The organism is Mesobacillus jeotgali (genome assembly GCF_002874535.1).
GTDB classification, from domain to species: domain Bacteria; phylum Bacillota; class Bacilli; order Bacillales; family Cytobacillaceae; genus Mesobacillus; species Mesobacillus jeotgali.
Map to the genome: position 1 here is coordinate 3,225,778 of NZ_CP025025.1, position 25,552 is coordinate 3,251,329.

Below are 25,552 nucleotides of genomic sequence, written 5' to 3' on the forward strand. Positions count from 1 at the left end.
CTCCCGTCCCGAATGATTATTTTGGCTGTTCATTCGGTTTACCCCATAGGCCGCCTTCATCTGCCCCTTGTTCACCATCATTAGCATGATCGTCATTTGGCTGCTGTTGTTCGCCGTCGCTGGCTGGTACAGTTGGATTTGTTCCGCTTGTTTGTCCCGAAGTACTGTCGTTTTGCTCAACTCCCGGAACCGTAACAGTATCTGAGCCAGTTGTTGAATCTGGAGCAGTTTGGATAACTGCTGGTGCTAACGGAAGCACTTCGACCCGGTGGATAGGCGGATAAAAGTCCTCAGATATGAATTCATTTTTTAAGAGTTCTCCATTTTCACCGTAGATCTCCCTGTTGACCTTGATCAGCAAACCCGCTTTTCCTTCTGTCTGGACGGACTTTTGTCCTTGCTTGAGATGAGGAGAATATTGCTTGATTATCCTTGGTTTGAATTCCTGCTTATCTGAGGCAGTTATCTTGTATTCATATATTGGAGGTGGCCCTGTCACCACCACCTCCAGTTCCTGTCCATTTAGATTCAACTCTACCTTATAAGATGTATCGGTTGGGTTATAAAACTTCAAATCAAGATTTTTGGAAAAATCCACTTTAGTTTCATAACCTAAATCAATATTTTTTGGCAGCTGGCTGCTTATGTGTCTTTCGACGATTGAAATATCAGATTGCAGGAATGCCTTGTATAAGGCAGAACCCATCTGACTGAAGGTTGAAGCTGAAACATTTGCCAGGCCGTTTTCATTTGCATAGGCAGCAAGCGAAAACATTGAATCTGGCAATATATCGATTGGAACTAGCTCTACAATGAGCTCTGACTCAACATTAGAAGAAAGCTTGACAGAAGCAGTCGAAATAATGGCTGGTTCTTCAGCAGGAAGAAAGTCCTCAAGCTTGATTACAATTTCCGGAATTAGTTTTTGTGCGGAAGCTTGCATTTTGATAGTTAGTTTTTCAGTATCAAGTTTGGCCATGATTAAGGAAGGTAAGTTCAGATTATTTAATTCCGCCTCTTCCCAACGAACATATAGTTCATTTTGTGCTCCACTGGTGGCAGAAGAAACAGAATTCTCAACCTCAAAAACAAAAGCGGTTGTGTTCACAGGGTAGTTTTGGCCTTTATAAACAAGCTGTACACTCGCCTGGGCTAACCAACTATCTACTTCCGTTTGAATATTAGCCGTTGCCTCGTCTTGTGACTTGTTTGAAACGTCAAAGCTTCCGATTATCGTATTTTCAGAGAATGCTTGCTTCGCTGACGTCCGTGCGCTGAATATGTCCGAGCCAAAATATTTATAGCTGAATATAAAGATTGAAAGAACAGAAAGGATCAGTGAAAACTTTACTATTTGCTGTCTTTTCACTATGGAGTCCTCCAAGCATAAAAATAGTAATACATCTAAAAATTGAGAATCTGCATCGTTGATTCAATGAATGTAATTTATAAAACACATTTCCATTTCCCTACATCATCAGACAAAAATTCCTTTCATCATGTGACAAATTTCCCTATTACCTATTGTATAATAGATTTAGTAGATTTAGAAGGTGGGAGGTCAATAGTATTGGGTAATAAGTTGGGGGACCAAAATGGACTGACTTTACTGGAAGTTTTATTGTCAATTGTAATTCTTTCCATCGTATTAACGTCCTTTGCAGGCTTTTTTAGCCAATCTGCATTGTTTGTGAAGAAAAATGAAGAAAAACTCAGTACTTCCCAGACCACCCAGAAAGTTGTAAATTTAATAGAACTAAACATTTCAAAAAGCAGATTACAAACAATTCCAGATTGTGCTGATTTAGAATGCACATTGAATGAAGACGCCCTAGAAGCGCTTTCCGGTCAAACCATTAATAGTACATATACTATATCGGCAAGTTTCACCCCTGGTGAAGAGAACTTAATCAAAGCCAAGGTAGCAATTATTGACAGTGACGATCCTGAAAGTTCTTCGGAAACATTCACATATATAAGAAGGTGAGCACATGAACAACCAAAAAGGAATGTCATTAGTCGAGCTTCTTGCTGTAATTGCCATACTTTTCATCATTTCAGGAATTATCTATGGAGTATTTTTTACTTTCAATAACAATTACGATCGCATTTCACAAAAAACCAGTATGGACCAGTCTGCCAATCTAGTACTGGCAACCATTAAACAGTATCACCAAACAAATGATTCTTACTGGATCAAATATGACCAATCAGGAAAGCAAGCTTACATTGGCCAAGACACAGCTAATCATTTACTTGGTGATTCCCTATATGAGATGGAGATAAAAGTTGGCTACCCAACAACAACAACCATTGATAACCTAAAGATAGATTCACAGCACCCGCTTTCAGTTCAATTGACCTTAACTGATCAAAAAGGGCAGAAATATGAAGTTGAAACGACAGTGAAAAGGTATTAAGGAGGGATAGAATTGGACTTAAAAAATGAAAGAGGCTATGCACTTGTCCTTGTATTAGTCATTATTACTATCACCTTCACCATGGCTCTTTCCATGAGCGGTATGGCGCTGTCTGCCCGCAAGCAATTCAATAAGACAGATGAGATGAACAAGGCAACTGACCTTGCGGAGATGGGAGTTGCACATTATGAAGCATGGCTTGCCAATACTGTCATTGAAGCTAATTCTTTTGCGGATGCAAAAGCTGATACGGCCATCAAAAATAATAATGGCAATAAGAAACCTCATCCACATGGGAAGGTAAAGAAATGCAAGAAAAATACAAACCGCTGTACAGCTGAATATGATGAGTATTTCCTGGAAAATCTCAAATCAAGATTAGGTTCACTGAACAATAGTCTGATTAGGACTGTCGAAGATGATAATTTGTACGAAGTAAAAGACATCACCGTTTCAGATATCCAAGCTGATGAAACCATAACCGTCAAATTCAAAAGCTACGGAAAAACGAAAAATGAAACTAAAATTCTTAATAGCACCATCACAATTGAAAAAAACGGAGAGAGCTTGGTGGGAGAGGCTAAGCCTGATAAATCAAGTTATCAAGTGGTTCATTCAACTCCAATTGACTTAAAAGGACAGGATAAGCACCTGACTTTTGACTCATCTACTTACTTTGAAAAAAGTATTGAAGTCCGGGGTAATCGCATCATTAACGTGAACGGAAATGCTTTTTTTAAAGATAGGATTATCTTCTCAGGCACAGCTGACATTTTTGTTTTCGGAGATGCTATTTTTACTGTTCCACCTGAATTTAATGGCAATGCTTATTCATTTTGTATATACGGAAACATCTATAAAATTGACAACCTGGGAAAATTGATTGAGTATACAGATTTCCCTTCTGGCAAAAATAAGTCCTGCCCGCGGCCAGCGGACGATGAATGGTATATTAACCCTGACGATGGAATAAATGTGCAGTACTAAGAATAGAAAAGGCTGACCCCCCAGGTCAGCCTTTTCTCATTTCACATACTCAGCAACCCGATTCCTTCCAGATCGCTTTGCACCAACATATAAAGCCCGGTCTGCATGCCTGATCAATGCGAGTGAATCTTCGGCATCCTGCGGGGCAGTGGCCACGCCGATTGATGCGGTGATATTGACTAGAATCTGCTTTCCTTCTTCATCCATTGATTGCAGCAGAGTGAAAGGCTCGTTGGCAATCAACAGCCTGATTTGTTCTGCCAGTTTTAGGGCATTACCTTTCATCATGTCAGGCAGCAGGATCACGAACTCTTCCCCGCCATAGCGGGCAACAGTGCCAATATCTCCGATTCTTTTCCGAAGCCGTTCACCAAGCTCGATTAAAATCTCATTTCCACTTTGGTGTCCGTATGTATCATTGACGGATTTGAAGTGGTCGATATCGAGCAGGATGAGTGATAAAAGGTCCCTATGGCCAAATTGCAATTTTTCGAATTCAGCTGTGAGCATATTTTCAAAGTAGCGATAATTGTATAGTCCTGTTAATGCGCAGCGTTCACTATTTTCCTTCGTTTTTTCGTGGTGCCTTGCATTTTCCACCGCAACCGCAAAATGGGAACATAGGATGTCGATAATCATCAGCTGCGATTTTTCGAATGCTCTTTTTTTGTTTGCGGCCAGGACGAGGACACCGATAACCTGGTTGTTCCTGACGATTGGTACACCGAGGATACTTTCAGCACCTGCCGGAATGTAGCCTGAATTAATATGCTTCCATTGTTTTTTCGAATGGAAAAGAACAGGTTTTTTCTCTTCCCATACAAGCCCGCTTATTCCCTTGCCTTTTCCAAGAGGCTCAGCTACAGGCTCCATCACTTCGCCGAACTCTACCTTATGGATCAGCTTTAGGTCTTTGTCATCAACAACATCCAAAATGTAGGCATAGTCAACTGGAAGCATCTCGATCACCTTTTGAACAAAAAGGTCGAGAACATCATCCGACTTCAGCCTCTCAGCCAGCTGGTGGCCAATCTCAGAGGCACTCTGTAAAAAGTAGTTCACCTTATCACTTGAATAATAAAGACTGAGAATGATAGATAGACTCGCGAAAGGAATCCCGACGAACAATAATGAATAGATCCCCATCTCACTTTGGTATAGTTCAAAGAGTATAAAGCCGATAGGGAATGTAATCAAAGTCGTAACGGTTTCCCAGATGAAATCTTTTCCAAAATAAGGTCCCTTAAGTTTTAGGACAATTGCTTGCAGCAGGATCAGGAATAAAGTATTCACTCCATAATTGCTAATTCCGTAGACCGTTCCCAAAATATAAGTATATGGATCATCGGTCAAATGTGCTCCATGTGTCCCTCCAAGGCCGTAAAAGATCAATCCGCTCACTAATGATACGATAAAGAACATGAACGAATTCAGCGGAAACCTATATATATCGGACTTTTGGACACGAAGCCTCATTAACAAAATCAGTACAGAAATTTGCATCAGAACCATTTCCACAAAGATGCCGTATGTCAGGAATACTGCTAGTGACACCCATTGGATCAGGAAGATTGGCGTATTGTTGACGACCATTGGCATGGCAGCCACGACGGCCATCAATAGAAGGAAGGTGAAAACCTCCCACACTGATAGATCACTTGGAGGCGGATAGACTTGATAAGTCACCCAGAGCCCAACCGGCACGACAAGCAGCCAGCTGAACCATATTGATTTTTTAATCATGGGAGTCATCTTTATCTATCCACCTCCTTTCTAGGAAAAAAGTCACACTTTTTAAATAGTTTAGCAAACTTTTTATGCAATGTCATAATTTTCTTATTTATTTTTCAACACGTTCATTATGAAAGGCTTTACCTCTGATAAAAAGTAAAGAGAGCCTGTGACAATTAGAATTTCATCTTTGTTTAATTCAATTATTTTCTTATCAAGATAGTCCTTATAATTAACAGTGATGTTTATATTCCCGCTGTTGCTTCCAACTTCCATTAGCTCTTCCGCAGAAGCTGCACGCGGAAAGTCGAAGGTTGTAAAAGTAAGCTGGTCAGCAGCCTCTTCTAGAGACGCGATCATCTTGTCCAATTTCTTATCTTTTAGAGCCGCAAAAAGGATACTAATCTTTTTATCGGCAAATCGAGAATTAATTTCACTTGCAAGCGCATTTATTCCTTCTTCATTATGCGCGCCATCGATCAGGACTAAAGGATTTTCACTTAAAATCTCAAGCCGGCCAGGCCAGTATGCTTGAGTCAGGCCATGCCTTATATCCTCGTCCTCAATCATAAAGGAGTAGTAGTTTGCAAGGACCTGGCTAGCCATTACAGCACAGGCAGCATTGTCTACCTGATGAGAACCGATCATGGATGTTTCCAGCTTCTGTATCTGGCCGAACATACTGTAAAATGAAAACTGCTCTCCCCGCTCTAAAGACTCTCTTGAGTTTGTTGAAAACTCATCGCCCAGCTGGTACATCGGCGATTTTCCTTCGAGTGCTTTTTTCTTAATCACTTCGAGCGCTTCTGGCTGCTTCACTCCAGTAATGATACTTACGCCATTCTTGATGATCCCTGCTTTTTCAAAAGCAATTTTTTCATATGTATCACCAAGGATTGCTGTGTGGTCGAGCCCAATGCTCGTGATAATCGATAGCAGAGGGTGAATGACGTTAGTCGAATCGAATCGGCCGCCAAGACCTACCTCGTAAATGACAACATCCACTGGGGACATTTTCGCAAAGTAGTATAGAGACATTGCCGTGATGACTTCGAATTCAGTCGGTCCACCCAGTTCAGTCTGATCCAACTCATCTGCCAGAGGCTTGATCACATTGGTCAGTTCAATCAGTTCCTGATCATGGATAGGCTGACCGTTGATACTGATTCTTTCATTGAATTGCTCAAAGTATGGCGAGGTAAAAGTTCCAACTCTATATCCTGCCGCTTGCAGGATCGAGCGTAGGAAGGTGACGGTGGAGCCTTTACCATTAGTGCCGCCGATGTGGATAGTTTTAACCCTTCGTTCAGGATGATCCAGCCTTTCTAGCATCCATTCCATCCTTGAAAGTCCTGGTTTGATTCCAAGTCTCAGTCTTGCATGGATCCATTCAATTGCCTGTTCATATGTATCAAACATGTTACACCCCTCAATTCAAGATGAAGACGAACCAGTACTGGTTCGTCTTCAAATTTATTATCTATAATTAATTTCTCAATTCGTTGATGCGTGCTTCGACTGCTGCACGTTTTTCCGAGTAGTCTTTTTCCTTCGCGCGTTCTTCTTCAATGACCTTCTCAGGAGCTTTTTTGACGAAGCCTTCGTTCGCCAGCTTCTTCTGGACACGTTCTACTTCTTTATCAAGCTTCTCTTTTTCCTTTTGAAGGCGGGCGATTTCTTCATCAATGTTGATCAGCCCTTCAAGAGGCATGATGATTTCGAGTCCTGTAGCAACTGCTGTCATCGCTTTTTCAGGAGCATTGACTTCAAGACCGATTTCAAGGTTCTCTGGATTACAGAAACGAACGATGTAGCCCCGGTTATTTTCAAGCATGCTTAATGTCTTTTCATCCTTCGCCTTCAGGAACATATCAACCTTCTTGCTAAGCGGTGTGTTTACCTCGGAGCGAATATTCCTTACAGCGCGGATGACTTCAACAAGAAGCTTCATATCGTCTGCTGCCTCTTTATCAGTCAGAGCCGGGTCAACCTTCGGCCAGCTTGCAACCGTGATGGACTCTCCTTCGTGAGGCAGGTTCTGCCAGATTTCTTCGGTAATGAATGGCATGAAAGGATGCAACAGGCGCATCGTGTTGTCTAGAACGTAAGCAAGGATGGACCTTGTCGTCTTCTTGGCAGCTTCGTCTTCGCCGTAGAGAGGAAGCTTTGCCATCTCGATATACCAGTCACAGAAATCATCCCAGATGAAGTTGTATAGCGCTCGGCCAACCTCACCGAACTCATAGCGATCTGAAAGTCTTGTAACAGTTTCGATCGTTTCATTCAGCCTTGTCAAAATCCACTTGTCAGCTACAGATTTCTCACCGCTCAAATCGATTTCTTCGTACTTCATGCCGTTCATGTTCATCAAGGCAAAGCGTGATGCATTCCAAATTTTATTGGCAAAATTCCAGGTTGCTTCTACCTTTTCCGTGCTGTAGCGAAGGTCCTGTCCCGGTGAGCTTCCTGTTGTCAGGAAGTAGCGGAGTGAGTCAGCTCCGTACTGGTCAATGACATCCATTGGATCAACACCATTGCCTAGTGACTTACTCATCTTGCGGCCGTCTTCTGCACGAACGAGTCCGTGGATCAGTACATCCTTGAATGGTCTCTGTCCAGTGAACTCAAGTCCCTGGAAGATCATCCTTGATACCCAGAAGAAGATGATGTCATAACCCGTAACAAGTGCATCGGTTGGGTAGTGACGCTTATAGTCAGCTGCTTCCTCATTCGGCCAGCCCATTGTCGAAAACGGCCAAAGCGCTGAGCTGAACCATGTGTCAAGAACGTCATTATCCTGTACCCAATTATCAGGGTCTGCTGGCGGCTCGTGATCAACGTATACCTCGCCTGTTTCTTTATGGTACCAGGCAGGGATTCTGTGGCCCCACCATAGCTGACGGGAAATACACCAGTCACGGATGTTTTCCATCCAGCGCATATAGGTATTTTCGAAGCGCTCAGGTACGAAATTAACTTTCTCTTCTTTGCTCTGAAGGGCGATTGCTTCATCAGCAAGCGGCTGCATTTTAACGAACCATTGAGTTGATAGATACGGCTCGACTACTGCTCCGCTGCGCTCTGAGTGTCCAACAGAGTGCATGTGCTCTTCAATCTTGAAAAGGACGCCAGCATCCTGAAGGTCCTTGACGATTTGCTTGCGGCACTCGAAGCGGTCCATGCCCTGGTACTTGCCAGCTTTGTCGTTCATTGATCCATCTTCGTTCATGACTAGAACTCTTTCGAGATTATGGCGGTTGCCGATTTCAAAGTCGTTAGGATCATGTGCAGGAGTGATTTTTACCGCTCCCGATCCGAATTCCATATCAACATAATCGTCGCCGACAATCGGAATTTCACGGCCAACGATTGGCAGGGTTACTGTCTTGCCGATCAACTGCTTGTAGCGGTCATCTTCCGGATGAACAGCAACTGCAGTATCACCGAGCATCGTTTCCGGTCTTGTTGTGGCTATTTCGATGTGACCGCTGCCGTCTGCCAAAGGATATCTCATGTGGTAGAACGCACCCTGGACATCTTTGTGTATAACCTCAATATCAGATAGAGCCGTTTTAGCAGCAGGGTCCCAGTTGATGATGTACTCTCCGCGATAAATCAGTCCTTTGCGGTATAAAGAAACGAATACTTCTTTTACCGCTTTCGAAAGGCCTTCATCCAATGTGAAGCGCTCTCGACTGTAGTCTAGCCCAAGTCCAAGCTTTGACCACTGCTTGCGGATATGCTGTGCGTATTCCTCTTTCCACTTCCATGATTCTTCCAGGAACTTTTCACGGCCAAGTTCGTAGCGGTTGATTCCCTGGCTGCGAAGTTTCTCGTCAACTTTAGCCTGTGTCGCGATGCCCGCATGGTCCATACCTGGAAGCCATAGAACATCGTAGCCCTGCATCCGCTTCATTCGTGTAAGGATATCCTGAAGCGCTGTATCCCACGCATGGCCCAGGTGAAGCTTCCCAGTTACGTTTGGCGGCGGAATCACGATTGTATAAGGCTTTTTCGTTTCATCACCCTTCGCTTCGAAAAACTTCCCTTTGATCCACCATTCGTAGCGTCCTTGCTCAATCGAAGACGGATCGTATTTAGTCGGCATAGACAAATTCTCTTCCATCAGTTTTTCCTCCATTCAAATGCATTTCCTTTTGAAAAATAAAAAACTCCATTCGCCATAAAAGGACGAATGGAGTTTGTTCGCGGTACCACCTTTTTTCCCAGCAACGGTAAAAACACCTCAGTTGCTGGCTCAAATCTTGATAACGGCTCTTCACCGTCGCCTGTTACTGAGAATATATCCGTTCCCAGGCGATGCTCAAGGGCGACCTTCCATGGTTCCTGCTTAGAAGTCCTCTCAGCTACTGGACTCCCTCTCTTCAAGCTGGCTGCTCATGTACTCTTCCCTGTCAAAGCTTTACTTTATTTGTGTTTTTGTATATTAGATATACTACCCAAAAAAGGGGATTGACGTCAATCATCATTTCCTGTTTTTTATTATTTTATACTTTTTCCGCCTCTATGTGCGAACAATAAGCACATTTTGGGCAAGTCACTCATAGAATGAAAAAAGGGATACCTGATTGTTTGGAGGGATGGCGATGAAGAGACGAAGGTATAATCCTTATACACTCCCGCGGTGGGCGAGGACGGCGCGTGCAGTATGTGCCCAGCTCATTATTCCTTTTTGTGTTTTCCAGGGAATACGCACCCTGTTTTTCCCGTCGACATTTGATGTATTCTTGCTATCGATTTTCATCCTGATTGCACTGGCAATAAAATTCGAAATGATTTAAGGAGCCCTGGAGCATCTTTTAGCTCTGGGCTCCTTCTTGTTTTGCCTGCTCCTTTTGCTTCTCCAGTTCGTCTATCTTAGTCACTACATAACCTGTATTGCTCAAGAGCCAGTACTGACGCTGCAGCTTTTGGACAAACTTCCTCTCATCCACTTCAGCTTTGCGCTGATGGTATAGTTCCGCGACACGGATAATCCCCGATGGAAAAGCCAGATAGCTCATGAATAACTGCATTTCATCCTCACGGAATGGAAAATACTTCAGATAGACATAAATCCAGTCGATGATCTCGTCTCCATATTTGGGCTGTGTCTTAAGCGACCTTGCTAAAAACGGCAGCAGATCCTGGATCGGCGACCCTTGCCGCGCCTTCTCGAAATTGATGAAATACCCGTAACCTCTTTCATCGAACAGGAAGTGTTCAGGAGAGACCTTCCCGTGAAGCGTTACCGTCCTGGTTTTCTTTTGCTCCTTCGTTTTTTCATTCCAAGCCTCAAGTTTCTGCTTCGCGAACTGGATTGCCTGATGGATTTGAATGTAATACAGGCAGAATGTCAGTTCAAACGGGGACATATATACTCTGTTCTCACAACTCTCAAGGAATCCATTTATGAATTCTTCTTCTTTTTCCCATTCTTTTAACGTCTTTTCGTAATGCTCTTGTTTAACTTCCGTACTGATTTCCATTTCCTTTACTGACAAAGTATGCATCCTCGCCAGTTCCCTGAACAACTGTTGGTGTCTTTGTGATTGGTCCTCCCTTGTCTCATTCGGCATCCAAGGCATTAAATAATACAGTGACTTATTATGCAATACTGCATATCGTCCGTCGTTTGCCGGATAGACTGGAACAATCCTGTTATAGCCTTTTTGATAAAGAGTTTGAATATGTTTGATAAAATCCGTCCCCTCATACGGGTGGATTTTTTTCAAAGCGAACGTCCCCGATTTCGTATAGACTTTTTTAACTTTGCCAAAGTCCTCTGCAAAATACGATTCAATAGGATACTGCTTTAACACTGCAGATTCTTCTTTTAAAAAATTGCGATCATCCATGGGATCTCGCCTACTTTCTGGACTCTTATGCACAAACAGTGCTAGGCAGGTGCTCAAAACACCTGCCCATACTAAAAGCTATAGCAATCCCAGCCAGCAGCCAAGCCAGCCCTGACAACCAGCCTCCTTTTGGACAAGGCGTTGCTACAAAGAAAAGCGCAAGCGACTTGGTCACCCCCGACAAGCGCTGGAGGGCCTGACAGTGAAGTCGTTCTTTGACTTCATTGGCAGGACCGAACTCGAAAAGCAAAGGCGACTGCCCAACTCCGCCAAGCGCTGGAGGGCCTGACAGTGAAGTCGTTCTTTGACTTCATTGGCAGGACCGAAGCGTCTCGAGGAGTTAGGAGCCGTAGCTAGACAAGCGTCTCGAGGGGGTAGGCGCTGGAGCTAGACATTAATCAAAGTGCATAGCTATTATACTTTCTTGTAAATTGAATAATTAGGAATTCTGAACTGCAACTCCAGGAACATATAGCACCTGGCCTTCATGGACCTCATGGTCGATGCTCAGATGGTTCACCCGCAGAAGCTGCTGCACTGGCACATCATAGCGTTCAGAGATTGACTGAAGAGAGTCGCCTTGCTGAACAATGCACACTCTGATTTTGGCAACTTCTGTTTCTTCTTCCTTCCTCGCCAAAAATTCGGCGATTGAAATGCCTTGCTTCATATTCGGCTTTTTCTTTTTTAGTACTGGAGAAGATGAGCTCTCCGGGGATTCCTCCATTTTAGCAGGAGGGTTTTCTGCCTCCGGCTCCACTTCCATTTCAACCTCTTCAACTTCCTGCTCAACTTCGACATCTTCAACAGGCTCCGGTTCGCCTCTGAAGTCACTAAAAGCATACTCCGGAACTGGTTGGTGTTCTCTTTGCTCCTGAAATTCTGGTTCAGATCCTTCTTCGGCATCAGCGGCTTTCTTTGCTTCTGCCCTGAATGGTGCATACAATTCTTCTTCATAAGTAGCTTGCTCTTCCTGTTCATTCAATGTTTCATTTTGCTGGACAAACGAATAGGCAGGTGCTTCCGGGAAGTCTGGTTCAGCAACATCTTCTGTTCTATAGCTAACTGCATCTGCAACGGCTTCTTCTTCCACCTCAGCATCAACTTCTGCAGTAGCCTCCTCACGGTAACTGACTTCCAGTTCCTCCACTTCTTCACTGTCCGTCTCCTGATCAGCTTCATGCTGCTGTTCGCCGTATAAGCCAGTAATGGCAAGGTCAGCGTTCAGCTTCAGGCGGTCTTTTTCCGGAAAAACATAATCGAATCCTTCTACCTGAATATCAATGTCATAAATACTTTCAATCCGGTTTTTCGGGATTGTGATATCCACCGGGAAACGATGAAGGAATTCATAGACGCCTTCTTCCCTCTCCATGACAGAATGGACGTACTTAAGAGCAGAGAGTTGTTCCTCATCATTCTCTTGCTGTTGTTCGTGGCATGTATATTCCCCAGTCAACTCCAGCGATCCGCGTATGGATACGTATTGTTCATTCTCCTGGATGGTTATATTCGGATCGAGTGAAATCGAGACAAGCTCCGCGACTTCCTGTCCTCTTTGAAACCACACTGACTCTTCTAATGAAAATCGCAGGCACGATTGATTCCCCTGAGACAAAGCGACTCCTCCTTTCATTCCTTAAACGTAAAATCACTATGTCATTAACACTTTATGAGTCTGTATTTACTTTTATGATAATTTAGAACATAAAAAGGAGTTGATATGTCCAGGCGTCTCCTGGAAAAATAAATTTCGAATAAATCATTTCTAATGCCTGTTTTTCCTTTATCATGCAGGTGAAAGAATTCATAAGCGGAAAAATTCCTGCTATTTTTATAAATCACCCTTATAAAGCCAAAATAAGCGGAGATTTTCCGGTTAACTGGCATAAATTTAATTAAATTCAACGATTTGGTTTAAATAAGCGGAAAAACTTCCCTTATTTTTAAAAAAACAAGGGACATTTCCAATTTAAGCGAAATTATTCCGGTTATTTTTTTGAAATGTGGAATCTACAATCAGCTAAAACAAAGCCTTACTTAAAGATTCCCAGTTTCTCGAAAAAAAAGACACCCTTCATTTGAAGAATGTCTAATTAATTTATTTATTCCGCAGCTTCGCAAATGCTTTCTCTGCTGCTTCAATTGTTTTTTGCAGGTCTTCGTCTGTGTGTGCTGTTGAGAGGAATAATCCCTCAAATTGTGATGGTGGCAGGAATACTCCTTCGTTCGCCATTTCACGGTAGTATGCTGCAAAGAATTCAAGATTCGATTGTTTGGCTACTTCATAGTTGATGACATTTTCATTCGTGAAGAAGATGCCAATCATCGATCCTGCGCGGTTGATTGTGTGCGGAATTCCGTATTTCTCTGCTGCTGCTTTCAGTCCTTTTTCAAGGATATCAGCTTTGCGCTCAAACTCTTTGTAGGATTCTGGCGTCAACTGCTTCAATGTTTCCAGGCCAGCTGTCATCGCAAGCGGGTTTCCAGATAGCGTTCCCGCCTGGTAAATTGGACCGCTTGGTGCGATTTGTTCCATGATCTCTCTTTTACCGCCGTATGCGCCTACTGGAAGTCCTCCGCCTATTACCTTACCAAGGCAAGTAAGGTCAGGAGTTACATTGTAATATCCCTGAGCACAGTTATAGCCCACGCGGAATCCTGTCATGACCTCGTCAAAGATCAAAACGGTTCCGTATTGTGTGGTGATTTCGCGAAGACCCTCAAGGAATCCTTCAACAGGTGGTACGACACCCATATTCCCGGCTACTGGTTCAACGATCACGCCGGCGATATCATCACCATATTGCTCGAATGCATAGCGGACGCTCTCAAGATCGTTGTAAGGTACTGTAATCGTGTTCTTGGCAACTCCCTCAGGAACACCAGGGCTGTCAGGCAAACCAAGCGTGGCGACGCCTGAGCCAGCTTTTATCAGCAATGAGTCACCATGTCCATGGTAGCAACCTTCGAATTTCAGGATCATATTCCGTCCTGTATACCCGCGAGCAAGGCGCAAGGCGCTCATCGTTGCTTCAGTTCCTGAAGAAACCATTCTTACCATCTCAATCGATGGAACACGGTCAATGACTAATTGTGCAAGCTCATTTTCAACAACTGTAGGTGCACCAAAGCTTGTCCCAAGCTCAGCGACTTTCTTGATTCCTTCAACCACCTTTTCGTTCGTGTGGCCAAGAATCAGTGGTCCCCATGATAATACATAGTCAATATATTCATTGCCATCGATGTCATAGATCTTAGAACCCTTCCCTTTTTCCATGAAGATAGGATCCATATTGACTGACTTGAATGCGCGGACGGGGCTGTTTACTCCTCCAGGCAAAAGTTCCTTTGCTTCTTTAAAAGCTGCAATCGATTTATCATATGAGCGCATATTATCCCTCATTTCTATTTAATAGACTCTGGCAATTCAGTTAGTTCTAGTCTCAAGTAACTTTTATAATTACTGTTCCTTCAGCCAGCGTGCTGCATCCTTCGCATGGTAGGTGATGATCAGGTCTGATCCGGCGCGCTTCATTCCTGTAAGCATTTCCATGACGATGCTCTTTTCGTCAACCCAGCCGTTTTGTGCAGCCGCTTTGACCATTGAATACTCACCGCTGACATTATAGATGACAACAGGCAGGTTGAAGTTGTTTTTCACATCGCGGACGATGTCCAGGTATGGCATGCCCGGCTTGACGATCAGAAAGTCCGCTCCTTCCATGACATCAGACTCTGCTTCGCGCATAGCTTCAATGCGGTTTGCCGGATCCATCTGGTAGGATTTGCGGTCGCCAAATTGAGGTGTGCTTTCAGCTGCTTCGCGGAATGGACCGTAAAAGGCTGAAGAATATTTTACAGCGTAAGACATGATTGGAACATCATGGAATCCTGCTTCATCTAAAGCAAAACGAATCGCTGTAACAAATCCGTCCATCATATTGGATGGCGCAATGATATCTGCTCCGGCTTGTGCCTGGCTGACAGCCGTCTTTCCAAGAAGCTCAAGGGATGGATCGTTCAGAACTTTGCCATCCTCGATGACACCGCAGTGGCCATGGCTTGTGTATTCACACAGGCATGTGTCGGCGATGACAACCATATCAGGAAAATCCTTTTTGATGACTCGGATTGCTTCCTGCAAGACTCCGTGGTCATGGTAAGCCTGGCAGCCTACTTCATCTTTTTCGTCAGGTACGCCGAAAAGCAGCACAGATTTAATGCCTAACGAATCTACTTCTGTCATTTCTTCTTTTAAGTTATCAAGGGATAATTGATAGACTCCCGGCATTGAAGAAACTTCTTTTTTCACATTTTCTCCTTCAACGACAAAAAGCGGGTAAATCAAGTCTTCAGTGCGAAGATAGTTTTCACGTACAAGTGCGCGCATATTCGCTGTTTGGCGAAGGCGGCGGTGACGGCTGAATTCAAGGTGTTTCATGGATTACCCTCCAATATTCATATAATTGGCAACGCTTTTCAGCATCTCTTCAACGGTGTATTTTTCCGGCATGGCATGGACCTTCAATCCCCGCTGCTCTGCCTTCCTTTTGGATACAGGACCGATGCAGGCAACGATGCAATGATCCAGCTTGCCCCCTAAGTTATGTTCCTCTACGATTTTCATAAAATGATCAATCGTCGAAGGGCTTGTAAATGTAAGTATATCAAGACTTTCTTCTGTTAGCATCTTAACGAGCTTGCCTTTGCTTTCTTCAGGCAGGTAAGTTTCATAGATGATGACTTCATTAACGATCGCGCCTTTTTCCCTCAATGCGGCCGATATATAATCACGGGCCAGATTCCCTTTTGGGATCAGGATCCGCTCGCCCTGCTTGACATGTGGTAAAAACTCATCGACAAATCCTTCGGCAACGTATTCTTCTGGAACAAAGTCGACCTTTTCACCCATGTCCACTAGTGCTTCTTTCGTTTTTTCACCAATCACGGCTATTTTAGGCAAAAGAGCCTGTCCCTTTTTCAAAAAAGAATAAAAGGTTTCCACCGTCACATTACTCGTAAAAATGATCCAATTATAGGTATGTAAATCAGCAAGTGTTTTAAGTAGTTTTTCAGATGCTTTAACAGGCTGAAAGGCAATAAGAGGGATCTCCACTGGAATCCCTCCATTTCTTTTAACCAAATCGGAGAAAGACTTCGCGTGAGCCTTCCCCCTTGGAATCATGACTGTTTTATTTTGCAGCGAATGCGCTGGAATCATTCACTATCAAGCTCCTGTTTCACCTTATCGATCAAGTCCTTCGCTCCCTGGCTGATCAATTTATCAGCTGCAAGCTCACCAAGTTCTTCTGGGTTATTTCCAGTCACAATCTCCTTGAAGATCGTCTTTCCATCTGGAGAACCAACTAGAGCTGTCAGGACGATTTCTTCGTTATCGTTAAAATGCGCATAACCAGCGATCGGTACCTGGCAGCCACCTTCCATCTTGTGAAGGAATGCTCTTTCGGCTCTAACCGTCGCGCTTGTTTCAGCGCAAGTGAATTTTTCAAGCAATTGAAGAAGTTCTTCGTCGTCACCGCGGCACTCAATTGAAAGTGCTCCCTGGCCGACAGCAGGTACACAAATATCCTCATCAATGAACTCGGTTACTGTATCACTAGCCCATCCCATGCGCTTCAAACCGGCAGCAGCAAGGATGATACCATCATAGTCTTCAGTTTCAAGCTTACCGATTCGTGTATCAATATTACCGCGAATCCACTTCATTTCAAGGTCAGGACGCTGAGCTAACAGCTGGGCGCTACGGCGAAGGCTGCTCGTTCCAATGACTGAACCTGGTTTCAAGTCTTTAAAAGCAACATGACCGTTGGAAATCAGGACATCACGATGATCTTCCCTTTCTGGAATTGCACCGATGACAAGTCCTTCCGGCAGTACTGCAGGCATGTCCTTCATGCTGTGGACAGCCATATCAATTTCTTTGTCGAGCATAGCCTGTTCGATTTCCTTTACGAAAAGACCTTTTCCTCCGACCTTTGATAAAGTCACATCTAGAATTTTGTCTCCTTTTGTGACGATTTCTTTCACTTCGAACTCAAAAGGAGCACCTAGTTTTTTCAGCTGCTCAATTACCCAATTTGTTTGTGTCAATGCTAGCTTACTCCGTCTGGAGCCAACGATAATTTTTCTCATGACAGCCTCCTATTATTGGTACCAAAAATGGAAAGATGATAATTTTCCGAAAAGGAAAAAGTTGATTAATACAATCAGGAACGATGCGACATTCCAAAGGGCAAGCGATTTTCCATACATCTCTTTGCCAACCCTCAAATACAGGTAGATGCTATAGACAGCGAGTACGATGAATGATCCTATCAGCTTGGCATCATACCAGGCAAGGTCAGGCACCTTGATCCACGCCCACTGCAGCCCGAGAATCAGGCTCAGGATAAGCATCGGCACTCCGATGACATTCAATATGTATGACCAATAATCCAGTTTTGTTAAATCGGTGATCCTCCATAACAGCTTACCCCACTTCTTCCGCTTTAAAAGGTCATATTGAATGAGATATAGCAGCGAAAAGACCACTGAAATAGAGAATGCCCCATATGACAGGATCGCCATGGTGATATGGATGAGCAAAAGCTCTGATATCAACTGCTCGGACATGACATTGGAGTCATACTGCACGGGTGCGAAGGTGTGGATCGCCATAATGATGAATCCAAGCACATTTGTAAAAAAGACAATAAAGTCTACTTTTAATAGTTTATTGATTGCCAGTGAAAGCGTTACCAGCACCCATGCATAAAAGTAAAGCCCTTCAAAGAGGGTCAAGACTGGGAAACGGCCTTTGTCGACCATGTAATATAAAAGGAAAATTGTCTGGAATCCCCAAACAAATGCAAGTAACCAGAAAGCAACTTTGTTTGCCCTCCGGTTACTGTTAAGAAAATCGATAAAGTATAAGAGCACGCTTGCCGCATAAATCACAATGGTTATTTCATGGAGACGCGTAATATAAAGATCACCCATGGGCACTACCTCTCTTACGGCTGAAAAGAAGCCTGAGGCGAAGGAACTTTTACCTGCTTGGTTTCAGCCGTTTTCATTCCTTCTTGTTCAGCGACGAGCTGTTCAATATTGAAAATCTTCACGAATAGATCGAGTGCTTCATCTGCATCAGGACCAGCCGCAAGCTCTTTTGCCTGCAAAATTGGATCTTTAAGAAGCTGGTTGATGATGCTCTTTGTATGCTTGTTAAGGACTTTAATATCACGATCAGATAGATGTGGCAGTTTCCGTTCGATACTGTTCATCGTTTCTTGCTGGATTGATAGGGCTTTGACCCTCAAAGCAGAAATGACCGGTACAACACCAAGTGTATTCAGCCACTGTTTGAATTGGACAATCTCACTTTCAATCATAATAAGAATCTTCTCTGCAGCCTTCTGTCGTTCCTGCAGATTGGCTTCAACAATGCCCTCTAGATCATCGATATCATAAAGGAATACATTTTCCAGAGTCGCAATTTCCGGGTCAAGATCACGGGGAACAGCGATATCCACCATGAATAATGGTTTTCCTTTTCGCTTTTGCTCGACAATTGCCATCATATCCTTTGTGACGACAAAGTTTTTCGCACCTGTTGAACTGATAAGGATATCTGCATCCACCAGCGCAGTCTGGAGCTCATCCAATGTTTTGGCCATACCGGAAAATCGATTAGCCAAATCTTCAGCTTTCTGGTAAGTACGGTTGATCACCGTTACTTTCTTCGCTCCATTAGCATGAAGGTTCTGGATAGCCAGTTCGCCCATTTTTCCTGCACCAAGAATCAGCACATGCTTTTGATCAAGAGAGCCAAAAATCTTCTTAGCAAGTTCAACAGCTGCGTAGCTGACAGAAACAGCGTTCGCACCGATATCTGTTTCGGAATGACCACGTTTGGCAATAGTGACTGCCTGCTTAAATAGCTGGTTGAAGACCGTTCCAGTAGTGTTCTTTTCAAGGCCAAGCATGAAGCTTGAACGCACTTGCCCCAGGATTTGAGTTTCACCCAGCACCATGGAGTTCAAGCCGCAAGAAACCTTAAATAAATGTTCAATTGCCCCATCTTGTTCGTAAATGAACAGGAACGGCGTAAATTCTGCCTGAGGGATCCCGAACCATTCAGATAAAAACTCTTTGATATAATATCTGCCTGTGTGAAGCTGGTCCACGACAGCATATATTTCTGTACGGTTGCAAGTTGATACGATGACATTCTCAAGGATGCTCTTCTTTTCCTGAAGGGCACTCATCGCTTCACCAAGGTTACCCTCGTTGAATGTCAATCTTTCGCGGATTTCAACAGGGGCAGTTTTATAGTTTAGACCGACAACGATAATATGCATTATTAATTGACACCCCCACATAGAAATTGCATAATTGGCTAAGGCAATTATACACGACGTTTTTTACCTTTTAATGTTGTAAATGTGAACAACTATTGAAAAAACATATATATAATAGCATTGATTAAATTGAACTATTTCGTCTGTCTGTTTTTTATACTTTTATACTATATCAAAAGCAAATAAACATACTCCCTAATGTACCTTATCAAAGTTTGTCCCTTAATTCAAGTGAGCCTTTCTGGAAGTGGTGAAAGAATGAAAAATCAGAGAATTATACCAGGAATGATATTAATCGGATTTGGAATCTATTTTTATCTTCAGCAGCAAAATGTTTCGTTGTTCAATGAATTTTATACTTGGCCGACACTTTTGATCATTGTCGGGGCTGCCTTTTTAGTTCAAGGATACTGGGGCAAGGATTATGAAGCCATCTTTCCAGGTGTGATCCTCGTTGGCTTCGGTGTCCACTTTCATGTGGTCAATAAATTCGACCTCTGGCCCGATCACCTCGGTGCATTCATCTTAATAATTGCTCTCGGATTCTTGCTGCGATACCAGAAAACAGGCAATGGCTTGTTTCACGGAGTCCTCTTTCTCATTTTAGCTGGTTTGCTTCTGTTTTATGACAGAATCACCGGATGGCTTGGTTTATTGGAAAATGGAGTCACGACAGCATGGAGATTTTGGCCGGCAGCATTGATTCTTATTGGTGTTTACCTTTTATTTATAAAAAAGAAATAATAAAACTGGTCAGGCTCAGGAGCAAGAAACTAATCTTCGTTCAAAGAGTAAATACTTAATAAAGTAATAAAAACCCGCACCGTGTTCATCAACGGTGCGGGTTTCTTATTTCCAACGATTATTTCATGAAGCTCCCTAATACTGACCAGGCTTTGTCTTTCCCTTCTCCTGTTTCTGATGAGAAAAGAATGATCGTATCGTCCGGATCTAAATCAAGGGTTTCTTTTGTAATCTTCAAATGCTTTTGCCACTTTGACTTTGGAATTTTATCCGCTTTAGTGGCAATTATGATGACCGGAATCTCGTAATGTTTAAGGAAATCATACATCATCACATCGTCTTTTGAAGGCGGATGTCTAAGGTCAACGATCAACAGCATCGCCTTTAATTGTTCGCGTGATGTAATATAAGTTTCAATCATTTTGCCCCAGGCTTCACGTTCGGACTTGGATACTTTAGCATACCCGTATCCTGGAACGTCAACAAAATGAAGCATTTCATTGATTAAGTAAAAATTCAAGGTCTGTGTCTTACCAGGCTTGGAAGACGTTCTGGCAAGGCTTTTCCGGTTAAGCATTTTATTGATAAAAGAGGATTTACCAACATTCGATCGGCCTGCAAGGGCGAATTCCGGAAGATTACTTTCCGGATATTGATTCGGCTTAACGGCACTGATCACGATTTCTGCACTATTTACTTTCATTGAGAATCACCGCTGGCGAGAGCGTGCTTCAGTACTTCATCTAAATGAGAAACTAACACAAATTCAAGCTCCTTACGTACACTTTCTGGAATATCATCAATATCTTTTTCATTATCCTTTGGACAAATAACCTTTGTTAGGCCTGCTCTGTGGGCGCTCAAAGATTTTTCCTTGAGACCGCCAATTGGCAATACACGTCCTCTAAGCGTTATTTCTCCTGTCATTCCCACTTCCCTGCGGATCGGTTTTCCTGACAGAGCAGATACAAGCGCAGTTGCAATCGTAATACCCGCTGAAGGACCATCTTTCGGAACAGCACCCTCAGGAACATGGATATGGATATCATTTTTTTCATGGAAGTCCGGGTCAATGTCCAGCTCCTTCGCCTTTGAACGCACATAGCTGAAGGCAGCCTGGGCAGATTCCTTCATAACATCCCCAAGCTTTCCAGTAAGGACGAGCTTGCCCTTTCCTGGCGACAGGGAAACTTCTATTTGGAGTGTATCGCCACCAACTGTTGTATAAGCGAGACCAGTGGCAACACCTATCTGGTCTTCCAACTCAGCCTGACCATACCTGAACTTCGTTTTTCCAAGGAAGTCCTCTACGTTCTTCTCGCTAACGATCACACGTTTTTTCTCTCCAGAAACAACGATTTTCGCAGTTTTTCTGCAGATTGATGCGAGCTGCCTCTCAAGGGAGCGCACACCAGATTCCCGTGTATAATAACGAATTACTTTCGTAATCGCTTCATCCTTCATCTGAAGCTGGGATTTTGACAGACCATGGTCCTTGATTTGTCTTGGAAGGAGATGATCCTTGGCTATGTGCAGCTTTTCCTGCTCTGTATAGCCTGCAATATTGATAATCTCCATTCTGTCGAGCAATGGGCCAGGTACTGTTGAAAGATTATTGGCTGTAGCGATGAACATTACTTTTGAAAGGTCATATGGCTCTTCAATGTAATGATCGCTGAAATTATGATTTTGTTCGGGATCGAGCACCTCTAGCATCGCTGAAGAAGGATCTCCGCGGAAATCATTGGACATTTTATCGATTTCATCGAGAAGGAACACTGGGTTGATCGTTCCAGCTTTCTTCATTCCCTGGATGACCCTGCCCGGCATAGCACCGACATAAGTCCTTCTGTGGCCGCGAATTTCTGACTCATCACGGACACCGCCTAAAGACACCCTTACAAAATTACGGTTCAGGGATTTAGCGATCGACCTGGCCAAGCTTGTTTTACCGACTCCCGGAGGTCCAGCCAGACAAAGGATTGGTCCTTTTAATGAGTTCGTCAGCTTCTGGACAGCAAGATACTCAAGAACCCTTTCCTTTACTTTTTCCAGTCCGTAATGGTCCTTATCAAGGATCTTTTCAGCTTTGCTGATATCAAGATCATCCTCTGTCGACTTTGACCAAGGCAAAGCAACAAGCCATTCAATATAATTGCGGATTACTGCGCTTTCTGCAGAAGTCGTCGGCACCTTTTCGTAACGATCGAGTTCCTTCAAAGCAGTTTCCTTCACATTTTCAGGCATTCCGGCAAGCTCGATTTTTTCGGTAAGCTCAGCAATTTCTCCTGTCTTTCCTTCCTTCTCACCAAGCTCCTTCTGTATGGCCTTCATCTGTTCACGCAAATAATATTCCTTTTGCGTACGTTCCATGGAACGCTTTACACGCTGGCCAATCTTTTTCTCGAGGCCAAGCACTTCTTTTTCATTATGGATGATTTCAATGACACGATTCATCCGGTCCTTGATGTCAATCGTCTCGAGAATTTCCTGCTTCTCTTTAAGTTTAAGCGGAAGATGGGAAGCGATGATATCAGCCATCCTGCCCGGCTCTTCAATATCAGAAACAGATGCATACGTTTCCGCAGAGATTTTCTTGGACATTTTTATGTATTGTTCGAAATACTCGAGCATTGTCCTCATTAATGCTTCATCTTCGACATCCTTTGTTTCATCATCTTCAAAGGTTCTTACTTTACAGGAATAATGGTCATTCTCATCAAAAAGTTCAATGATCTCAGCTCTGGACAATCCTTCAACCAACACGCGGATCGTTCCGTTAGGGAGCTTCAGCATTTGTTTGACGCGAGTCAATGTACCCATCTGGTACAAGTCCTCCTCGCCTGGTTCATCTATGGATATATCCTTTTGGGTTGTGAGATAGATTAAATGGTCATCCACCATTGCCTTCTCCAATGCCTGTACCGATTTTTCTCGTCCTACATCCAAATGCAGAACCATCGTCGGGTACACAAGCAAACCGCGCAGCGGCAGAAGTGGGACAGTGTGCTCATTCTTATTCGCCATGACATTGCACCTCCAACATGCATTGTATCAAACCATAAGTATAATATACTTTGTTGTTCAATTCTATCGTATTTAATTTCAAGTGTCTAATAACAAGAGCAGGTAGCACCGTTTTGCCTCATTGATTAGTATCCTGATATTTATGTGAAAATATGTCCACATCTGAAGTTACTTTCAAAACCAAACGGAGTCGTATTTTTTTGAAAATAGCAACTTCAGCATCGCAACCTTCATTACACCCTCTTTCCTTTTTCAGGGAAAAATAAACACGGTTTTAATGTTCGGTTAACTATAGAGCTAAACACCAGTAAATTAGCGTAAAAAAAGAACGCCGGCAAGCGTTCTTTTTCATCATTCTAGCTCGTTTCTTTTGCCGTTAAGTCACTGGCAGCCTTGATGATTTGCTCCCTTGGATGGTCTTTTTCAAGAGCAATTTCAAATACTTCATTCAGGTGTGTGACTGGAATGATTTCTATATCTGTGATTTCATTAAGTATGGTCTGCACATTTTCCTTTGGAATGATCACCTTTTTGGCACCTGCTTTTTTCGCCGCCTTCACCTTTGGATAGACACCGCCAATCGGCTTTACATTCCCATGGATACTGATTTCTCCTGTCATCGCGACCGTATTGTCCATCGGAATTTTGTAGATGGCTGAATAAATCCCTGTTGCCATTGCAATCCCTGCAGATGGACCATCGATTGGGGTACCGCCAGGGAAGTTTACATGGATGTCAAATTCATCAGCTGGAACACCCATCGATCTTAGAACAGTGATGACATTTTCAATCGAACCTCTTGCCATGCTTTTTCTGCGTATGGATTTTCCCTGTCCGCCGATGCTCTCTTCATCGACGATGCCAGTGATATTGATTGAGCCTTTATCCTTCGCTTTAATTACAGTGACTTCGATTTCAAGAAGCGCACCCGTATTTGGCCCATAAACAGCCAGTCCATTGACAAGGCCAATCGCTGACTTTTCATTGATTCTTCTTTCCATCCTTGGTGTGAGCTGGCTCGAATGGACGACCCATTCAATTTCCTCTTCTTTAATGTAGGTTCGTTCTTCGGTAATGGCCAGTCCAGCAGCAATCTGAACCATATTAACAGCTTCTCGGCCATTTCGTGCATAATTTGACAGTATTTCAATTGCCTTTTCACTCATAGTCAGTTCTACCTTTTCAGCTGCATTCCTTGCTACTTCTGAAATTTCCTCCTGTGATAATTCCCGGAAAAACACTTCCATGCATCTCGATCTGATTGCCGGAGGGATTTCGCTTGGAGTTCTCGTCGTCGCGCCTACAAGGCGGAAGTCTGCCGGGAGCCCGTTTTTGAAGATGTCGTGGATATGACTTGGTATTTGTGTGTTTTCCTCATTATAATACGCACTCTCTAAAAATACTTTCCTGTCTTCCAGTACTTTTAAAAGCTTGTTCATCTGGATTGAGTGCAGCTCACCAATTTCATCAATGAATAAAACCCCTCCATGGGCATTAGTCACCGCACCCTGTTTCGGCTGAGGAATGCCAGCCTGTCCCATCGCACCGGCCCCTTGATATATCGGATCATGAACAGAACCGATCAACGGATCAGCAATTCCTCTCTCATCAAACCTGGCCGTTGTAGCATCCAGCTCAACAAATACTGAAGATTTTTTGAAGGGGGATTTTTGGTTTTGCTTTGCTTCTTCTAATACGAGCCTGGCCGCAGCAGTTTTCCCTACTCCTGGTGGTCCATAAATGATGACGTGTTGCGGATTGGGTCCACATAACGCTGCTTTAAGTGCTTTGATTCCATCTTCCTGTCCGACAATATCCTTGAAGCTGGATGGCCTGACTTTTTCGGCAAGCGGTTCACTCAGGGAGACCGATCTCATCTTTCTTAACTGTTCCATTTCCTTTCGAGATTCCCGATCAATTGATACTTTTTGCGTCCGCTGATTCCTGAGTAAATTCCAGAAATACAGTCCGATGATGATTCCGAAAAACAGCTGTATAAACAAGGCGATTCCGGTCCAACTCAATTTACATTCCCTCCCGTAAGTTGATACTATTGGCTTTAACCTAGTATCCCCCTGAGACTGTTGGAATAAACAATATTTTCAAGTGAAATTTTCCACCTGGAATGACGTTAGTTTGATAGGAATTAACGTATTTCTGCCAACTTTTTTTCGCTGAACCTGTCCGAAGTTAGATCTAGTTCTGACAGCTTTTCTTCATTACGCATCAAACCTGTCTGAAATTGCCTCATGTTCTGACAGCTTTTCTTCTTACCAGACCAAACCTGTCCGAAGTTGCCTCATGTTCTTACAGCTTTTCTTCTTACCACACCAAACCTGTCCGAAGTTAGCTCATGTTCTGACAGCTTTTCTTCTTACCAAACCAAACCTGTTCGAAGTTAGCTCATGTTCTGACAGCTTTT

Annotated in this window: 20 protein-coding genes and 1 other annotated feature; of the genes, 5 read left to right on the plus strand and 15 right to left on the minus strand. The window is 43.4% G+C overall.

The window, feature by feature from the left end; translation table 11 throughout:
• Window positions 1–16: 16 nt before the first annotated feature.
• The gene (locus tag CD004_RS16445; RefSeq protein ID WP_102263744.1) at window positions 17–1,369 is read right to left on the minus strand and encodes a VanW family protein; all 1,353 of its coding nucleotides are present in this window, start codon (window positions 1,367–1,369) and stop codon (window positions 17–19) included.
• 201 nt (window positions 1,370–1,570) lie between these two features.
• Between CD004_RS16445 and CD004_RS16450 the strand changes: the two genes are divergently transcribed.
• Genes CD004_RS16450 through CD004_RS16460 form a run of 3 tightly spaced genes read left to right on the plus strand, consistent with a single transcriptional unit; the run spans window position 1,571 to window position 3,407 of the window.
• Window positions 1,571–1,987, plus strand: coding sequence for a type IV pilus modification PilV family protein (locus CD004_RS16450; protein WP_158651578.1), 417 nt, complete (start codon window positions 1,571–1,573; stop codon window positions 1,985–1,987).
• 4 nt (window positions 1,988–1,991) lie between these two features.
• Window positions 1,992–2,420 (plus strand): PilW family protein, encoded by a 429-nt coding sequence (locus tag CD004_RS16455; RefSeq protein ID WP_102263746.1) that lies wholly within the window; start codon window positions 1,992–1,994, stop codon window positions 2,418–2,420.
• A 12-nt stretch (window positions 2,421–2,432) separates the two neighbouring features.
• Window positions 2,433–3,407 (plus strand): hypothetical protein, encoded by a 975-nt coding sequence (locus CD004_RS16460; protein ID WP_102263747.1) that lies wholly within the window; start codon window positions 2,433–2,435, stop codon window positions 3,405–3,407.
• A gap of 36 nt (window positions 3,408–3,443) precedes the next feature.
• On the opposite strand, the gene CD004_RS16465 is transcribed toward CD004_RS16460, so the two are convergent.
• The 3 genes from CD004_RS16465 to CD004_RS16475 all read right to left on the minus strand — a co-directional run bounded on the left by CD004_RS16465 (window position 3,444) and on the right by CD004_RS16475 (window position 9,264).
• Window positions 3,444–5,159, minus strand: a complete 1,716-nt coding sequence (locus CD004_RS16465; protein WP_102263748.1) for a sensor domain-containing diguanylate cyclase — start codon at window positions 5,157–5,159, stop codon at window positions 3,444–3,446.
• Between the two features lie 84 nt (window positions 5,160–5,243).
• The gene (locus CD004_RS16470) at window positions 5,244–6,557 is read right to left on the minus strand and encodes a bifunctional folylpolyglutamate synthase/dihydrofolate synthase (protein ID WP_102263749.1); all 1,314 of its coding nucleotides are present in this window, start codon (window positions 6,555–6,557) and stop codon (window positions 5,244–5,246) included.
• A gap of 67 nt (window positions 6,558–6,624) precedes the next feature.
• Window positions 6,625–9,264: a valine--tRNA ligase gene (locus CD004_RS16475; RefSeq protein ID WP_102263750.1), complete on the minus strand. Its 2,640-nt coding sequence runs from the start codon at window positions 9,262–9,264 to the stop codon at window positions 6,625–6,627.
• 58 nt (window positions 9,265–9,322) lie between these two features.
• Window positions 9,323–9,566, minus strand: a binding site (T-box leader).
• A 179-nt stretch (window positions 9,567–9,745) separates the two neighbouring features.
• Here CD004_RS16475 and CD004_RS16485 point away from each other — a divergent pair.
• Entirely contained in the window at window positions 9,746–9,940 is a 195-nt protein-coding gene (locus CD004_RS16485) for a hypothetical protein (RefSeq protein WP_102263752.1), read from the plus strand.
• A gap of 18 nt (window positions 9,941–9,958) precedes the next feature.
• Here CD004_RS16485 and ysxE read toward each other — a convergent pair whose 3' ends face one another.
• The 8 genes from ysxE to hemA form a co-directional block, all read right to left on the minus strand.
• Window positions 9,959–10,996: a spore coat protein YsxE gene (gene ysxE / locus CD004_RS16490; RefSeq protein ID WP_102263753.1), complete on the minus strand. Its 1,038-nt coding sequence runs from the start codon at window positions 10,994–10,996 to the stop codon at window positions 9,959–9,961.
• A gap of 439 nt (window positions 10,997–11,435) precedes the next feature.
• Complete coding sequence (gene spoVID / locus CD004_RS16495; RefSeq protein ID WP_102263754.1) at window positions 11,436–12,614, minus strand: stage VI sporulation protein D; 1,179 nt, start codon at window positions 12,612–12,614, stop codon at window positions 11,436–11,438.
• A 483-nt stretch (window positions 12,615–13,097) separates the two neighbouring features.
• Window positions 13,098–14,390, minus strand: a complete 1,293-nt coding sequence (gene hemL / locus CD004_RS16500) for a glutamate-1-semialdehyde 2,1-aminomutase (protein WP_102263755.1) — start codon at window positions 14,388–14,390, stop codon at window positions 13,098–13,100.
• Between the two features lie 69 nt (window positions 14,391–14,459).
• Window positions 14,460–15,440: a porphobilinogen synthase gene (gene hemB, locus CD004_RS16505; protein WP_102263756.1), complete on the minus strand. Its 981-nt coding sequence runs from the start codon at window positions 15,438–15,440 to the stop codon at window positions 14,460–14,462.
• A 3-nt stretch (window positions 15,441–15,443) separates the two neighbouring features.
• Complete coding sequence (locus tag CD004_RS16510) at window positions 15,444–16,220, minus strand: uroporphyrinogen-III synthase (RefSeq protein WP_102263757.1); 777 nt, start codon at window positions 16,218–16,220, stop codon at window positions 15,444–15,446.
• Window positions 16,217–17,152, minus strand: a complete 936-nt coding sequence (gene hemC / locus CD004_RS16515; RefSeq protein ID WP_102263758.1) for a hydroxymethylbilane synthase — start codon at window positions 17,150–17,152, stop codon at window positions 16,217–16,219. Before hemC ends, CD004_RS16510 begins: the two co-directional genes overlap by 4 nt.
• Before the next feature lie 12 nt (window positions 17,153–17,164).
• Complete coding sequence (locus tag CD004_RS16520) at window positions 17,165–17,998, minus strand: cytochrome C assembly family protein (protein WP_102263759.1); 834 nt, start codon at window positions 17,996–17,998, stop codon at window positions 17,165–17,167.
• Window positions 17,999–18,012: 14 nt separating this feature from the next.
• Complete coding sequence (gene hemA, locus CD004_RS16525; protein WP_102263760.1) at window positions 18,013–19,359, minus strand: glutamyl-tRNA reductase; 1,347 nt, start codon at window positions 19,357–19,359, stop codon at window positions 18,013–18,015.
• A 258-nt stretch (window positions 19,360–19,617) separates the two neighbouring features.
• On the opposite strand from hemA, the gene CD004_RS16530 reads away from it, so the two are divergent.
• Window positions 19,618–20,103 carry a LiaI-LiaF-like domain-containing protein gene (locus CD004_RS16530; protein ID WP_102263761.1) on the plus strand — a complete coding sequence of 162 codons (486 nt, stop codon included), beginning with the start codon at window positions 19,618–19,620 and terminating at the stop codon, window positions 20,101–20,103.
• Window positions 20,104–20,221: 118 nt separating this feature from the next.
• On the opposite strand, the gene yihA is transcribed toward CD004_RS16530, so the two are convergent.
• The 3 genes from yihA to lonB all read right to left on the minus strand — a co-directional run bounded on the left by yihA (window position 20,222) and on the right by lonB (window position 25,154).
• A complete protein-coding gene (yihA, locus tag CD004_RS16535; RefSeq protein ID WP_102263762.1) occupies window positions 20,222–20,806 on the minus strand; it encodes a ribosome biogenesis GTP-binding protein YihA/YsxC in 585 nt (194 codons plus the stop codon).
• Window positions 20,803–23,130, minus strand: a complete 2,328-nt coding sequence (lon, locus tag CD004_RS16540; RefSeq protein WP_102263763.1) for an endopeptidase La — start codon at window positions 23,128–23,130, stop codon at window positions 20,803–20,805. The genes yihA and lon overlap by 4 nt, the downstream gene beginning before the upstream one ends.
• A gap of 356 nt (window positions 23,131–23,486) precedes the next feature.
• Window positions 23,487–25,154, minus strand: a complete 1,668-nt coding sequence (gene lonB, locus CD004_RS16545; protein WP_102263764.1) for an ATP-dependent protease LonB — start codon at window positions 25,152–25,154, stop codon at window positions 23,487–23,489.
• Between the last annotated feature and the right edge of the window lie 398 nt (window positions 25,155–25,552).